The sequence below is a fragment of the Azospirillum sp. SYSU D00513 genome, from assembly GCF_017356015.1.
Taxonomy (GTDB): Bacteria; Pseudomonadota; Alphaproteobacteria; order Azospirillales; family Azospirillaceae; genus Azospirillum.
Map to the genome: position 1 here is coordinate 1 of NZ_JAFIQV010000003.1, position 14,565 is coordinate 14,565.

The 14,565-nt window shown below is 69.0% G+C and carries 11 protein-coding genes; 1 reads left to right on the forward strand and 10 read right to left on the reverse strand.

Annotated elements, in window-relative coordinates; translation table 11 throughout:
- Window positions 1-160 precede the first annotated feature (160 nt).
- From JUB11_RS33105 to JUB11_RS02880, 6 genes are all read right to left on the reverse strand, one after another.
- Window positions 161-1,468, reverse strand: a complete 1,308-nt coding sequence (locus JUB11_RS33105; RefSeq protein ID WP_207456017.1) for a methyl-accepting chemotaxis protein — start codon at window positions 1,466-1,468, stop codon at window positions 161-163.
- Window positions 1,437-1,979, reverse strand: a complete 543-nt coding sequence (locus JUB11_RS02860) for a PAS domain-containing protein (protein ID WP_207456019.1) — start codon at window positions 1,977-1,979, stop codon at window positions 1,437-1,439. Before JUB11_RS02860 ends, JUB11_RS33105 begins: the two co-directional genes overlap by 32 nt.
- 83 nt (window positions 1,980-2,062) lie before the next feature.
- Window positions 2,063-2,788, reverse strand: a complete 726-nt coding sequence (locus JUB11_RS33340; RefSeq protein ID WP_207456021.1) for a DUF2161 family putative PD-(D/E)XK-type phosphodiesterase — start codon at window positions 2,786-2,788, stop codon at window positions 2,063-2,065.
- A 1-nt stretch (window position 2,789) separates the two neighbouring features.
- Window positions 2,790-4,943, reverse strand: coding sequence for a methylmalonyl-CoA mutase (gene scpA, locus JUB11_RS02870; protein ID WP_207456026.1), 2,154 nt, complete (start codon window positions 4,941-4,943; stop codon window positions 2,790-2,792).
- Window positions 4,944-5,300: 357 nt separating this feature from the next.
- On the reverse strand, window positions 5,301-7,286 hold the full coding sequence (locus JUB11_RS02875) for an acetyl/propionyl/methylcrotonyl-CoA carboxylase subunit alpha (protein WP_207456027.1): 1,986 nt from the start codon (window positions 7,284-7,286) through the stop codon (window positions 5,301-5,303).
- 11 nt (window positions 7,287-7,297) lie between these two features.
- The gene (locus JUB11_RS02880; protein ID WP_207456028.1) at window positions 7,298-8,830 is read right to left on the reverse strand and encodes an acyl-CoA carboxylase subunit beta; all 1,533 of its coding nucleotides are present in this window, start codon (window positions 8,828-8,830) and stop codon (window positions 7,298-7,300) included.
- A gap of 191 nt (window positions 8,831-9,021) precedes the next feature.
- Between JUB11_RS02880 and JUB11_RS02885 the strand changes: the two genes are divergently transcribed.
- On the forward strand, window positions 9,022-10,473 hold the full coding sequence (locus tag JUB11_RS02885) for a short-chain fatty acyl-CoA regulator family protein (RefSeq protein ID WP_207456029.1): 1,452 nt from the start codon (window positions 9,022-9,024) through the stop codon (window positions 10,471-10,473).
- A 23-nt stretch (window positions 10,474-10,496) separates the two neighbouring features.
- Here the strand turns inward: JUB11_RS02885 and JUB11_RS02890 are convergent, their stop codons facing one another.
- The 4 genes from JUB11_RS02890 to JUB11_RS02905 form a co-directional block, all read right to left on the reverse strand.
- Window positions 10,497-11,870 (reverse strand): hypothetical protein, encoded by a 1,374-nt coding sequence (locus JUB11_RS02890; protein WP_207456030.1) that lies wholly within the window; start codon window positions 11,868-11,870, stop codon window positions 10,497-10,499.
- Window positions 11,871-11,907: 37 nt separating this feature from the next.
- The gene (locus JUB11_RS02895) at window positions 11,908-12,279 is read right to left on the reverse strand and encodes a hypothetical protein (RefSeq protein WP_207456031.1); all 372 of its coding nucleotides are present in this window, start codon (window positions 12,277-12,279) and stop codon (window positions 11,908-11,910) included.
- A 198-nt stretch (window positions 12,280-12,477) separates the two neighbouring features.
- A complete protein-coding gene (locus JUB11_RS02900) occupies window positions 12,478-13,251 on the reverse strand; it encodes a TlyA family RNA methyltransferase (protein ID WP_207456032.1) in 774 nt (257 codons plus the stop codon).
- Between the two features lie 87 nt (window positions 13,252-13,338).
- Window positions 13,339-14,379: a PAS domain-containing sensor histidine kinase gene (locus tag JUB11_RS02905; RefSeq protein ID WP_247886808.1), complete on the reverse strand. Its 1,041-nt coding sequence runs from the start codon at window positions 14,377-14,379 to the stop codon at window positions 13,339-13,341.
- Between the last annotated feature and the right edge of the window lie 186 nt (window positions 14,380-14,565).

Here is a 14,565-nt window from a genome sequence, read left to right on the forward strand (position 1 = left end):
TCCGCAGTTGCGCTTCACTTCGCTCGCCGTGATCAGCTTACGATGGGACTTGCACCCACAAGAGAACGCCCATGCTGGGCGCACCAAGAGAACGCCCATGCTGGGCGCACAAACCTGAGAAGGCGGGGCCATTGAGGCCCCGCCCCTGACGAAAACAGCCTCAGATCACCCGGCGCAACGACCGCAGGAAGCCGTCCATCTCGCTGCCCAGCCGTTCGGACTGGTGGGACAGTTCGGTGGCGGCGGCGAGGACCTCGCGGGAGGCGGAGCCGGTCTCCGTGGCGCCGCCCGTCACGTGGTGGATGCGCTTGGCGACCGACGCCGTCCCTTCGGACGCCTGCTCCACGTTGCGGGCGATCTCGTCCGTGGCGGCGCGCTGCTGTTCCAGCGCGGTGGAGATGGTCACCATCGTCTCGTCCACCTCGGTGATGGCGTGGCCGATATTCCGGATGGCGTCCACGGCGTGGCGTGTCGCGTCCTGCATGGCGGCGACCTGGAGGGAGATTTCCTCCGTCGCATGGGCGGTCTGGTTAGCGAGGTTCTTCACCTCGTTGGCGACGACGGCGAAGCCCTTGCCGGCCTCCCCCGCGCGGGCCGCCTCGATGGTGGCGTTCAGCGCCAGCAGGTTCGTCTGGGCGGCGATGGTCCGGATCAGCGTCACCACCTCGCCGATGCGGGCGGCACTCTCGTCCAGGCCGCTCACGTCGCCGTCGGCGGCGCGGGCGCGCTCCACCGCGTGGCGGGCGACCTCGGCCGAACGGACGACCTGACCGGCGATCTCGCCGATGGAGGCCGCCAGCTCGTCCGCCGCCGTCGCCACCATCTGCACGTTGCCCGACGCCTGTTCGGCGGCCGAGGCCACGGCCAGCGCCTCCCGGCTGGTCGAGCCTGCCACGTCCGACATGCCGCCGGCGGTCGCGCACAGCTCGGTCGAGGCCGACGCCACGCTGGACACCACCCCCTTCGCGGTCTCCTCGAACCGGTCGGTGACGCCCTTGAAGGTCACGATCTTCCGGTCCATGGCCGCGATGGCGCGGTTGATCACGGTGGCGCCCTGCCGGAATCCGCCGACCATGCCGCGCTCGATGACCGTCCGGTGGTAGCGCTGCTCGGTCACCGCCTCCAGCGCCGCCTTGGCTTCGCGCACGAAGGCGTCCGTGCGGTCGGCGAAGGCGTTGATGGCGTGCAGCAGCGCGCCGGTCTCGCCCCCCTCGCGGATGTCGATGACGCGGGCCTCCATGTCGCCCTTCTCCAGCCGCCTTAGCACGGCGAGGCCGCGCGCGACCTCGCGCCGGACCGCCCGCGCGCACAGGAAGGCGGCGAGGATCGCCAGGAGCGTGAGGGCATACGGAATCAGGGCGATGCCGCCGGAGCCGCCGGCCAACGCCAGCGCGCCGCCGGTGAGCGCCGCGAGAAGGGCCGCCGCGACCGCCGCCTCAAGCCTGAAGAGAGAAGATGAAGCGTTCATAATCCAGCCCCTTGGCGTTCAGCACGTCGGTAAGGCGGCCGATGGCCGCGTTCATGCCCTTGGCGCGGCTGTCGTGCCGGCCTTCCTCCTCGAGAAGGGTTTTGTAGAGGGGCGCTATGACCTCGGAGACGACCTTCGGGTCGGGCACCCGGCGGTTCGAATGGTAACCGGTGATGGCGCCGGAGTTGTCGTAGGTCGGCGTCACATGGGCGAAGACCCAGTAATGGTCCCCGCTCGCCGCGCGGTTCAGCACATAGGCGAAGATCTCCCGCCCCTGCTGGATCGTGTCCCACAGCAGCTTGAAGACGCAGCGCGGCATGTCCGGGTGACGGATCAGGTTGTGCGGCTTGCCCAGGACCTGTTGCTCGGTCATCTGGCACATGCGCAGGAACACCTGGTTGGCGTAGGTGATGCGCCCGCCCGTGTCCGTCTTGGTGACGATGACCTCATCCTCGCCGAAGAAGCGCTCCTTCCCCGTCAGGGTGGGCCTCGCCAGCTCCGTTTCCGCCATGCCTGTTTCCCCCTCGTTCGTTGGGGATACAGCTAAGGCCGCGCCGCAAGGCCGGGCCATGACCTGAATCAATTGGGGTGTGATCACGCCCCTTCGGACGGCGTGCCCTCGGGCCGCTTCTCCTCGGCCAGGGCGTGGGCGAAGTCCGCGACACCCTTGGCCCCGGCCTCCGTCAGGCTGTAGACGCCCCGCCCCGCCCGCTCGAACCAGCCATAGACGTTGCGCTGGAGGATCGCGGCCACGTCCGCAGGCGCACCCGCCGCGCGCATGGCCGCCAGCGCCATAGGTCCCTCCCGCAGCAACCGGGCGCAGCGCAGCGCGTCCTGGCGGTAGGCGGTGACGATGGGCACGCGGGTGGAGCCTCCCCGGTTCGGGTCGCCCGCCCGCCGCTTGTGCTCGCCCAGCAGCCGGGTGGCGCGCTTGCGGTCCTTGCGCGGTGTGTAGGGCGTGGGGTCGAGCAGCACCTCCACATGCGCGCCGTCGGCCCGCGCCGGATCGACGATCAGCAGCCCGAGCCCGAGCCGCCGGCACAGCTTCTTCACGCCCGTGTCGTAGGGGGAGGGGCCGGTCGCCTTCCGGCCGGGCTGCGGCACGGCCAGATAGACGGCGTCCGTCACCGCCAGCCGGTCCACCCCCTGCAGTAGAAGCTCCAGCGTGAAGCGCTTCTTGAGCTCCACGATCACCGGCGGCTCCGCCTCCCGCACGGCCACGAGGTCGCAGCCGTGCACCTCCGCCTTCACCTCGTAGCCCCGGGATTCGAGGAACGCCTTCACCGGGGCGTAGAGGTCTGTCTCCGCGGCGATGGGCACGTCAGGCGGTCTGCCTCTGCCCGCGCAGGATGCCGAGGATCTCGGCGGCGGCCCGGGGAATGTGGGTGCCCGGCCCGTAGATCGCCGCGACGCCCGCCTCCTTCAGGAACGGGTAGTCCTGCGGCGGGATGACGCCACCGCACACCACGAGGATGTCGCCCGCACCCTGGCGGCGCAGCTCCTCGATGAGCTGCGGCACCAGCGTCTTGTGCCCGGCGGCCTGGGAGGAGACGCCGACGACGTGCACGTCCGCCTCGATAGCCTGGCGGGCGGCCTCCTCCGGCGTCTGGAAGAGCGGGCCGATGTCCACGTCGAAGCCGATGTCGGCGAAGCTCGTGGCGATCACCTTGGCGCCGCGGTCGTGGCCGTCCTGCCCCATCTTGACGACGAGGATGCGCGGCCGGCGCCCTTCCTCCTCGGCGAAGGCGGCGATGTCCCGGCGGATCGCCTCGAAGCCCTCGTCGCCCTCGTAGGCCGCGCCATAGACGCCGGAGACGGAGCGGATGACCGCCGTGTGCCGGGTGAAGACCTTCTCCAGCGCCTCGGAGATCTCGCCGACGGTGGCGCGGGCGCGGGTGGCCTCGACCGACAGGGCCAGCAGGTTGCCGGTGCCGTCGGCGGCGGCCTTGGTCAGGGCATCGAGCGCCGCGCGGCACGCCGCTTCATCACGGGTGGAACGGACGCGGTTCAGCCGGGCGATCTGGGATTCGCGGACCGCGGCATTGTCGATGTCCAGCACCTCGACATGGTCCGGGTGTTCGGGGCGGTACTTGTTGACGCCGACGATCACCTCCTCCCCCCGATCGATGCGGGCCTGACGGCGGGCGGCGGCCTCCTCGATCAGCAGCTTCGGAAAACCGTTGTCCACGGCCTTGGTCATGCCGCCCATCGCCTCGACCTTGTCGATCAGCTCCATGGCGGCCTTGGCGAGGCTGTGTGTCAGATGCTCGATGTAGTAGGAGCCGCCGAGCGGATCGATCACCTTGGTGACACCGGTCTCCTCCGCGATGATGAGCTGGGTGTTGCGGGCGATGCGGGCGGAGGTCTTGGTCGGCAGCCCCAGCGCCTCGTCGAAGGCGTTGGTGTGCAGCGACTGGGTGCCGCCCAGCACGGCGGCCATCGCCTCCACCGTCGTGCGGATGACGTTGTTGTAGGGGTCCTGCTCGGTCAGCGACACGCCCGACGTCTGGCAGTGGGTGCGCAGGGCGAGCGAACGCGGGTCCTGCGGGTCGAACTCCCGCTTCATCAGCGTCGCCCAGAGCAGCCGCGCCGCGCGCAGCTTGGCGATCTCCATGAAGAAGTTCATGCCGATGGCGAAGAAGAAGGACAGGCGCGGCGCGAACTTGTCCACGGCCAGCCCCTTGGAGCGGGCGGCGCGCACATAGTCCAGCCCGTCGGCGATGGTGAAGGCCAGCTCCTGCACCGCCGTCGCCCCTGCCTCCTGCATATGGTAGCCGGAGATGGAGATGGAGTTGAACTTCGGCATGTGCGCCGCCGTGTAGCCGATGATGTCGGCGATGATCCGCATCGAGGGCTCGGGCGGGTAGATGTAGGTGTTGCGGACCATGAACTCCTTCAGGATGTCGTTCTGGATGGTGCCGCTGAGCTTGTCCTGGCTGACCCCCTGCTCTTCCGCCGCGACGATGTAGCCGGCCAGAACCGGCAAAACCGCCCCGTTCATCGTCATGGACACCGACATCTTGTCGAGCGGGATGCCGTCGAAGAGGATCTTCATGTCCTCCACGCTGTCGATGGCGACACCCGCCTTGCCCACGTCGCCGACGACGCGCGGGTGGTCGCTGTCGTAGCCCCGGTGGGTGGCGAGGTCGAAGGCAACCGACAGCCCCATCTGGCCGGCCCGCAGGTTGGCCTTGTAGAAGGCGTTCGACTCCTCCGCCGTGGAGAAGCCCGCATATTGCCGGATGGTCCAGGGCCGCACCGCGTACATCGTCGCGCGCGGGCCGCGGGTGAAGGGGGCGAAGCCGGGCAGGCTGTCCGTCTCCATCCCCTCCAGGTCCTGCGCCGTGTAGAGCGCCTTGACGTCCAGCCCCTCCGGCGTGCGCCAGGTCAGGCGGTCCAGGGACCCTTCCGCCCCGATGTCCTTGGCCGCCAGGGCTTCCCAGTCGGACAGGGACTTCTTCGGAAAATCGCTCATGGTCGGCTCCTGAAAGAAGGACAAAGGCGCTGGAGGTAAAACCAGTTGCAGGACGCGACGTCGGTCACGGACCACCACTTTCCGTCATCCCCGCTTTAGCGCTACGGAATGCACATATCTCCAGAGCAGAATTTTCTGAAAACCAACCACTTGACCGTCACCCCCGCGAAAGCGGGGGTCCAGGACTCTTCCACAGCGTTCGCTCTGAGGCGTTCTGGATCCCCGCTTTCGCGGGGATGACGGAAAGGTAGCTGCTTATCGGTATGTTGCTGCCTTTGGAGATCTGTACACTCCATAGCCTTTTGGCTGGAACGACGGGTTCATCATGGCGGGGAGCAATCTCCGCTTCTTAACGCCTCACGCGAACTCGACGATCTTCTGGTCCACGGCGAGGCTGTTGCCGGCCTCCGCGTGGATCTTGGCGATGACGCCGTCCTGGGGAGCGCGCAGGATGTTCTCCATCTTCATCGCCTCCACCACGGCCAGCACTTCGCCGGCCTTGACCTCCTGCCCTTCCGACACAGCGAGCGAGACGAGCAGGCCCGGCATCGGCGACAGCAGGTACTTGGACAGGTCGGGCGGCGCCTTGACCGGCATCAGCGCGTCGTACTTCGCGACCAGCGGGCTCAGCACCTTCACCAGCGCCTGGGCTCCGCCGTGGAACAGCCGGTAATGCAGGCCGACCCGGTCGATCTGGAGGCTGACCGGCTCGCCGTCCACCGTGCCCCGGAACAGCGGCTGGCCGGGGCGCCATTCGCCGCGCACGGTGTGCGCCTTGCCGTCGAGCGTGACGGTGCAGCCGTCCCCCTCGCCCTGCACGGTCACCACGTGGCGGTCGTCGTTCACGACCACCACCCAGTCCTGACGCAGCCGCGCCCGGTGGCCCGGCATCTGGCCGGAGATGCGCAGCTCGCGCTCCACCACGGTACGGTGAACCGCCGCGGCGACGGCGACCAGCACCGCCGGGTCCTTGGGTGGCAGGTCGGCGGCGCGGAAGCCGTTCGGGTATTCCTCGGCGATGAAGTTGGTGGTCAGCCGCCCTTCCACGAAGCGCGGGTTCGCCATCAGCGAGGCCAGGAAGGGAATGTTGTGGCTGACGCCCCGGATGTAATACTGGTCGAGTGCGGCCCGCATGCGCGCCGTCGCCTCGTTCCGCGTCGGCCCCCAGGTGCAGAGCTTGGCGATCATCGGGTCGTAGAACATCGAGATCTCGCCGCCCTCGTAGACGCCCGTGTCCACGCGCACGTTCGGGTCGTCCGACGGCGGGCTGTAACGGGTCAGCCGGCCGGTGGAGGGCAGGAAGTTGCGGAAGGGGTCCTCGGCGTAGACGCGCGCCTCGATGGCCCAGCCGTTCAGCCGGACCTCCTCCTGCCGCAGGGTCAGCCTTTCGCCGGCCGCGACGCGGATCATCAGCTCGACCAGGTCCAGCCCGGTGACCAGCTCCGTCACCGGATGCTCGACCTGGAGGCGGGTGTTCATCTCCAGGAAGTAGAAGTTCCGCTCGGCGTCCACGATGAACTCCACCGTGCCGGCGGACTTGTAGTCCACGGCGCGGGCGAGCGCCACGGCCTGCTCGCCCATGGCCTTGCGGGTCGCCTCGTCCAGGAAGGGGCTCGGCGCCTCCTCGATGACCTTCTGGTGACGGCGCTGGATCGAGCATTCGCGCTCGCCCAGATAGAGCGTCGTGCCCTGCCCGTCGGCCAGCACCTGGATCTCGATGTGGCGCGGCTGCTGGATGTATTTCTCGATGAAAACGCGGTCGTCGGCGAAGCTGGAGCGCGCCTCGTTCTGGGCGGAGCGGAAGCCCTCGCGCGCCTCCTCGTCGTTCCAGGCCACGCGCATGCCCTTGCCGCCGCCGCCGGCCGACGCCTTGATCATCACCGGATAGCCGATGTCGCGGGCGATCGTGACCGCCTCGCCGTCGTCGGCGATGACGCCGAGATAGCCGGGGACCGTGGAGACGCCGGCCTGCTTCGCCAGCTTCTTGGATTCGATCTTGTCGCCCATGGCGGCGATGGCGTGGGCGTCCGGCCCGATGAAGGCGATGCCGGCCGCGGCCAGCGCCTCCTGGAACTCGCGCTTTTCCGACAGGAAGCCGTAGCCCGGATGGACCGCCTGCGCGCCCGTCTTCCGGCAGGCCTCGACGATGCGCTCCACCTGGAGGTAGCTCTGCGCCGAGGGGGCGGGGCCGATGTGGACGGCCTCGTCGGCCATCTCGACATGCAGGGCGTTGCGGTCGGCGTCGGAATAGACGGCCACCGTCTTGATGCCCATGCGGCGCGCCGTGCGGATGACCCGGCAGGCGATCTCGCCGCGGTTGGCGATGAGGATCTTCTCGAACATGGCGGCCGGCCTCAGAGCGGGATGTTGTCGTGCTTGCGCCAGGGATTCTGGAGCTGCTTGTTCCGGAGCATGTTCAGCGCCTTGCAGACGCGCCGCCGCGTGCCGTGCGGCATGATCACGTCGTCCACATAACCGCGCGCGGCGGCGATGAAGGGGTTGGCGAATTTCTGCCGGTATTCCTCGGTGCGCGCCTCGATGGCGGCGCTGTCGCCGAGGTCCGCGCGGAAGATGATCTCCACCGCGCCCTTCGGCCCCATCACCGCGATCTCGGAGGTCGGCCAGGCGTAGTTGATGTCGCCGCGCAGGTGCTTGGAGGCCATCACGTCGTAAGCGCCGCCATAGGCCTTGCGCGTGATGACGGTGACCTTCGGCACGGTCGCCTCGGCGTAGGCGAAGAGCAGCTTGGCGCCATGCTTGATGATGCCGCCATACTCCTGAGCGGTGCCCGGCAGGAAGCCCGGCACGTCCACGAAGGTGAGGATCGGGATGTTGAAGCAGTCGCAGAAGCGCACGAAGCGCGCCGCCTTGCGCGAGCTGTCGATGTCCAGGCAGCCGGCCAGCACCATGGGCTGGTTGGCGACGATGCCGACGGTCGAGCCGTTCATGCGCGCGAAGCCCGTCAGGATGTTCGGCGCGAAGTCCGGCTGAAGCTCGAAGAAGTCGCCCTCGTCCACGACCTTCAGGATCAGCTCCTTCATGTCGTAGGGCATGTTGGGGTTGTCCGGGATGAGCGTGTCGAGCGACGGGTCGTCGCGGTCGATCGGGTCCGCGCAGGGCCGCTCGGGCGGCTTCTCCCGGTTCGACGCCGGCAGGAAATCGACGAAGCGGCGCGCCTGGAGCAACGCCTCCACGTCGTTCTCGAAGGCGAGGTCGGACACGCCGGACTTGGCGGAATGGGTCACGGCGCCGCCCAGCTCCTCGGCGGTGACGACCTCGTGCGTGACGGTCTTCACCACGTCGGGGCCGGTCACGAACATGTAGGAGCTGTCCTTCACCATGAAGATGAAGTCGGTCATGGCCGGCGAATAGACGGCACCGCCGGCGCAGGGCCCCATGATCAGCGAGAGCTGCGGGATGACGCCGGACGCGATGGCGTTGCGCTGGAACACCTCGGCATAGCCGCCGAGCGAGGCGACGCCTTCCTGGATGCGGGCGCCGCCGCTGTCGTTCAGCCCGATCACCGGCGCCCCGACCCGCATGGCCTGGTCCATGATCTTGCAGATCTTTTCGGCGTGCGCCTCCGACAGCGAGCCGCCGAACACCGTGAAGTCCTGGCTGAAGACGAAGACCAGCCGGCCGTTGATCGTGCCGTGCCCGGTGACGACGCCGTCGCCCGGCACCTTCTGGCCTTCCATGCCGAAATCGGTGCAGCGGTGCTCGACGAACATGTCGAACTCCTCGAAGGAGCCCTCGTCGAGCAGAAGGTCGATGCGCTCGCGCGCCGTCAGCTTCCCCTTGCCGTGCTGGGCCGCGATGCGCTTTTCACCGCCCCCCAGCCGCGCCGCCGCGCGCATGGACTCCAACTTGGCCAGAACATCGTGCATCAGGCGTTTCCCACAGTGACGTGCGGCCCCTAGTCCGCCGGTTCGGTTGGATTATTCACAGGATTTGCAACGGGGCAACCAGACGACCGGATGATTCGTGCGAACTTGCGAACATCTTTGCGACTGCGTTACAAGAATTGCGAATCTTGCGAAGTCACCTTTCACGACACTCCGGCCGCCGAGGTAAACCCATGCAGAAGAAGCTTTATCTCGGTCACAAGCTGCGCCGCCTGCGCGAGCAGCGCGGCCTGACCCAGGCGGCCCTTGCGAAGGCGCTGGAACTCAGCCCCAGCTACCTGAACCAGCTGGAGAACAACCAGCGCCCGCTGACCCTCGCGGTGCTGGTGAAGATTTCCGGCGTGCTGGAAGCCGACATCACCCACCTGCTGGAGGACGAGGACTCGCGCCTCGTCTCCGACCTGCGGGAGGCGCTGGCCGACCCGCTCTTCGCGGGGGCGGCACTCGGCACGGCCGAGCTGCGCAACGTGGTGGGGGCGAGCCCGGAGACGGCGCGCCGCATCCTCAGCCTCCACCAGGCCTACCAGAAGCTCCATGAGCGGGTGCAGTCGCTGGCCGACAGCCTGCACAGCCAGGATCTCGGCGACCCGACCGGCGCGCAGTTCCCCTACGAGGAGGTGCGCGACTATTTCCACTACTGCAACAACTACATCGGCCCGCTGGACGAGGCGGCGGAGCGGCTGTGGGACGCGGAGGGGTTCCGGTCCGGCGACCTGCAGAACGACCTGATCGCCTATCTGAAGCGCCGGCACGACGTGCGGACCACCGTGCTGACCGACGTGGCGGCGGAGACGGCCATGCGGCGCTACGACGAGGCCACCGGCACCCTGACCCTCTCGGCCCTGCTGAACGGCCCGTCGCGCGCCTTCCACCTGGCGCACCAGATCGCATTGCTCGGCTGCGGCGCGATGATCGAGGATCTCGTGGCCGCGGCGAAATTCTCCAGCGAGGACGCGCGGAGCATCTGCCGCGTCGGGCTCGCCAACTATTTTGCGGGCGCGCTGGTCATGCCCTACCGCGCCTTCCTGGCGGAGGCGCGGGCGCTGCGTCACGACGTCGAACAGCTGCAAAGCCGCTTCGGCGCCAGCTTCGAACAGGTCTGCCACCGGCTCTCCACGCTCCAGCGGCCGGGCGCGCGCGGGCTGCCCTTCTATTTCGTGCGGGTGGACATGGCCGGCAACATCACCAAGCGCCATTCCGCCACGCGCTTCCACTTCGCCCGCTTCGGCGGCGCTTGCCCCCTGTGGAACGTGCATGAGGCTTTCGCCCAGCCCGGCAAGATCCTGGTGCAGTTCGCCCGGATGCCGGACCGGACCGCCTACATCTGCATCGCCCGCACGGTCACCAAACGCGGCGGCGCCTACCTGAAGCCGTCGCGCCAGTTCGCGGTCGGGCTCGGCTGCGAGGCGAGCTTCGCCAGCGAGCTGGTCTACGCCGCGGGCATCGACACGGCCGACGAGGCCGCCGCCGTCCCCATCGGGGTGAACTGCCGCATCTGCGAGCGCACCGACTGCCAGCAGCGCGCCTTCCCGCCGATCGGCAGCCAGCTGACGGTGGACGAACACCACCGCAGCTTCGTGCCCTATCTCTTCACCCAGCCGGGCCGGGTCGAGGAGGAGGTCTGACGGGCCAAGTCCGAGAGGCCGGCTCAGCGGAAGGCGCGCAGGCGGGCGAGAGGGATGAACTCGTCGTCATAGTCCGAGTCCTCGTAGCGCACCACGCAGCCGCGCACACCCTGCCCGGCTTTCTCCTTGGTCCGCGCGAGGACGCCCGGAAACCAGACTCCGTCCTCCTCGGCGAGCACGGCGGCGCCGGGGCGGCAGCCGCGCAAAGGGTCGCCCGGCCCCTCCGGCGTCCAGGGCATCATCCGGTCGGGACCGGCCACCTCGTCCTCCTCCGCCGAATAGCCGTCGAACCGCACCCGGCATGCGCCGGCCTGCCGCGCCGGGCCGCGCGCCCGCGCCGGATACCAGGCGCCGTCCGAAAAGACGAAGAGCCGCTCGCGCTCGGCGCAGCCGGCGGCGGAAGCGGGCTGCGGCTCGGGCACGGCGGCCGGCTTGTCCGGCCTCACCCAGGCCTGCGGGGCCTCGGCCCCGGCATTCTCGGCGAAGCGCGTGCCGGGGAAGATGGAGGCGACCCAGCTCCGCACGCCCGACACGCGGGTGAACCAGGAATGGTCGCCGTACTGGGCCGTGCCGTCACCGGCGGCGTTGATGCCGACGATGGCCCAGCCGCCGCCGACCCTCATCCAGGCGGAACCACCGCTGTCCCCGGCCCCGAGCAGTCCGGCATAGCGCGACACGGGCCGGCGGGAGCCGCCCAGGCTGTTCTCGACGCGCCCGTCCTCGCGCGGCAGAACGATGGTCAGGTAATTGCCGGGATCGCCGTCCTTGCCGAAGGAGCGGCGGAGCGCCACGACCTCGTCCACCACGCCTTGCGCGGCGGCCTTGTCCGTGCCCTCGTGGTAGCGGTCGTCCTCGCCGCTCGTGCCCGTGCCGCGCATGCCGAACCCGAGAAAGGTGATGGTCTGCCCCTTCTCCGCCGTGCCGCCATAGAGGGCCGGCGGCTCCCCGGCGTCGGTCACCGGGCGGTCGAGCCGCACCACGGCGACGTCCACGCCGGTGCGGTCCTCATCGGCGCTGTAGCCCGGATGGACCCAGCCCCGCACGCCGCGCAGGACGGTGCCGCCCTCCGTCCGGAAAAGGGTTTCGCCGGGCTCGGCGCCGTCGAAATTGTGCGCGGAGGTCAGCACGTAGCCGTGCGAGGCGTCGTTGCCGATCCAGGTGCCGGAGCCGTCGCCCCACGTCTTCCCGCCGTCGAAGGACAGCGTGACCAGCGCCCGGAACTGCGGCTCACGGGCGAGCCGGATGTGGGCGCCGAATCCCTCGGCCTCGCGACCGCGCCCGCCACCCTCCTCCCGCCAGGTGCTTTCGAGGATGACGACGGCGGGCAGGGGCCGGGGCGCCAGCAGCCCGGCGATCACGCACAGGGAAAGAACCCAGCCCGAACCGCTCCGCCGCATCGCCGCCCCTTGCCCCCTTAGGCCCGCTCTACCGGCCTTACTTCTTCTTCCAGACCTCGGTGCCCTTGCTGCCTGGATCGGTCCGGCGCCACCAGGGGCCCTGGAGGCTTCCGTCGGCGTTCACGTTCATCAGCATGACGGTGTTCTTGCCGTCGGCGATGGCCGCGACGGCGAGCACGTTGCCGGTGAGCTGGCCGACGCCCACGAAATCGCCGCTGTCCCACTTGAGGCCGAGCGCGCCCGACTTCTCGGCCGAGATCACCAGCGTGCCGGCATCGGTGTAGGGGGTGCCGTCCGTTTCGGTGCCGGTGTAGCTATAGGTTCCGACGAGGTTGGAGGCGGACTGCGCGAAGGCGGGCGCCGCGAGACCGGCGACGAGAAGCGTGGATAGGGCAACGGCGCGAAGCATCGAAGTCTCCGAAGTCTTTCAGGAAGGTCCAGCTGGCGACCGCCGCCAAGCATCGGAGGAAAGACTACGCCGAAGTGGTTATTCCGCAAGAACATTCGGGTTACGTCTTCATGTCGAAATCGACATGTTCTTTTCTTTCCAGCGGCCCGCCATGTCCTTGCGCGCGGGGGCTTCGCAAAGATCAGCCCGGCGGACCGGTCAGGCGCCGGCCGCGGCTTCGCACTCGGCCACGGCGCGGTCCTTCACCGCGCCGATCAGAAACTCCTTGTTCCCTTCCGGCCCGGTGATCGGGCTTTCCGTGACGTCCAACACGCGCCAGCCGGGAAGCCCGTCGAGCCAGGCACGGATGCGGTCGCAGACCTCCTGGTGCAGTTCGGGCTCCCGCACGACGCCGCCCTTGCCGACCCGGCCCTTGCCGACCTCGAACTGCGGCTTGATCAGGGCGACCAGCCGTCCGCCGGGCACCGTCAGGTTCAGCGCCGCCGGCAGAACGGTCTCCAGCCCGATGAAGCTGGCGTCGCAGACGACGAGATCGACCGGATCCGGGATTTCCGCGTTGGTGAGATTGCGGGCGTTGGTCTTTTCCAGCACGACCACCCGCTCGTCGGTGCGCAGCTTCCAGGCGAGCTGTCCGTGCCCGACGTCCACGGCATAGACCTTGGCGGCGCCGCGCGTCAGCAGCACGTCGGTGAAGCCGCCGGTCGAGGCGCCGACATCCACCGCCGTCAGGCCGGCGGGGTCGATGCCGAAGGTGTCGAGCCCCTTTACCAGCTTCAGCCCGCCGCGCGACACCCAGGGATGGTCCTGCCCCTTGACGGACAGGGGTGCCTCGGCGGGGATCAGGTCGCCGGCCTTGGCGATGCGCTTGGTGTCCGAATAGACCAGCCCCGCCAGGATCAGCGCCTGCGCCTTGGCGCGGCTTTCGGCGAGTCCCCGCTCCACCAGGGCGACATCCACCCGCACGCGCGCCATCGCTCAACTCCATTCACTCGACCGGGAGTGATGCATGGCGCAGGACGGCCACGGAGGCAAGCGCGCACTATCCCTGAGCGGCTCCGGTCAGCCCGGCAGGTCCACCGAGAAGCGGGCGCCCGGCCCGCCATCCTCGGCGCGCAGCTTGCCCTTGAGCTGGCCGGCGAAGGCGCGGATGACCTTCATGCCCAGCGTGTCGGAGCGCACGGGATCGAATCCCGGCGGCAGCCCGCGCCCGTGGTCGGAGACGCTCAGGCGGTAGCCGCCCTCCGGCAGGGCGTGCAGCCCGACCTCCACGTCGCCGGGCACGCCCGGCGGGTAGGCGTATTTCAGGGCGTTGTTGACCAGCTCGTTGACGATCAGCGCCAGTGGGATGACCGATTCCGGCGGCAGCGACACCCGGTCGGCCGTGGCGACGATGCGGCGCTCCGGCCCGCTCATGGAGGCGCCGGCCTCCATTTCGGCGCAGAGGTCGCGCAGATACTGCCCGAAATCGACTTTGACCTCCTTCTCCCGCTCGGCCATGTGGACGCGCTGGTGGGCCTGCGTCACGGTGCTGATGCGCCCTCCGGCCTCCTGGAAGGCGCCGCGCATGACCGGGTCCTTGGTGGTCAGCGCCTGGAGCGTCATGAGGCTGGAGACGAGCTGGAGCGTGTTCTTGACCCGGTGGCTGACCTCGCGCATCTGCTTGTCGCGCTCGGCCAGCGTGGCCGCCAGCTCCTCCGCCGTGAGGCGGCTGTCGTTGGCGGCACGGGCGGACACCAGGATGCCCCGGACCTCCCCGTCGGTGCCGCACAGCGGCGTCGCTTCCAGCTCCCAGGAGCCATTCCGGCGCTTCTGCGGCTGGCGGCTGGCGGTGGCCTCGTCCAGCAGGGTTCGGTCGATGGCCGGAAAGGCCTGCGTCAGCACGGCGCCCGGCACCACCCCGCAGTTGCGGAAGGCCGCGTTCGCGTAGGTGCAGCGCTGGTCGCGTCCGTCGAGGATCGCGTAGCAGGTCGAGGCATGATCCAGCACCGCGCGCAGAACGGCCGGGTCCTCCATGTCCACGCCCGTGCCCCGCGAGGCCGGAAGGACGATCGGTTCGGCCTGAGCCGTCCGGCCATGATCGGACGCGAGGACGTGAGGCATGCGGGAAAACCCTTTGACCTGGGAAACAGGGGCCGTCGCGGGAAACCGCCGTCTTTCAGAACGGTAACCCGTGACCACGAGTCGTACCAGTGAAGGCGCGGCTCGTTTACCCCGCTAATGGAGCTAGGACCTTTGTGAGAATCCAGATGAATTCATCCGGATTTTCACACACATTCGATCAGCGGA

Bases quoted from the DNA above. Each gene is read 5' to 3' on its own strand.
- JUB11_RS02900 (WP_207456032.1), bottom strand. From the start codon at position 13,251: ATGGCGCGCGTGCGGGTGGATGTCGCCCTGGTGGAGCGGGGACTCGCC.
- JUB11_RS02890 (WP_207456030.1), bottom strand. From the start codon at position 11,870: ATGCGGCGGAGCGGTTCGGGCTGGGTTCTTTCCCTGTGCGTGATCGCC.
- JUB11_RS33105 (WP_207456017.1), bottom strand. From the start codon at position 1,468: ATGAACGCTTCATCTTCTCTCTTCAGGCTTGAGGCGGCGGTCGCGGCG.
- JUB11_RS02875 (WP_207456027.1), bottom strand. From the start codon at position 7,286: ATGTTCGAGAAGATCCTCATCGCCAACCGCGGCGAGATCGCCTGCCGG.
- JUB11_RS02895 (WP_207456031.1), bottom strand. From the start codon at position 12,279: ATGCTTCGCGCCGTTGCCCTATCCACGCTTCTCGTCGCCGGTCTCGCG.
- JUB11_RS02860 (WP_207456019.1), bottom strand. From the start codon at position 1,979: ATGGCGGAAACGGAGCTGGCGAGGCCCACCCTGACGGGGAAGGAGCGC.
- JUB11_RS02905 (WP_247886808.1), bottom strand. From the start codon at position 14,379: ATGCCTCACGTCCTCGCGTCCGATCATGGCCGGACGGCTCAGGCCGAA.
- JUB11_RS02880 (WP_207456028.1), bottom strand. From the start codon at position 8,830: ATGCACGATGTTCTGGCCAAGTTGGAGTCCATGCGCGCGGCGGCGCGG.
- scpA (WP_207456026.1), bottom strand. From the start codon at position 4,943: ATGAGCGATTTTCCGAAGAAGTCCCTGTCCGACTGGGAAGCCCTGGCG.
- JUB11_RS02885 (WP_207456029.1), top strand. From the start codon at position 9,022: ATGCAGAAGAAGCTTTATCTCGGTCACAAGCTGCGCCGCCTGCGCGAG.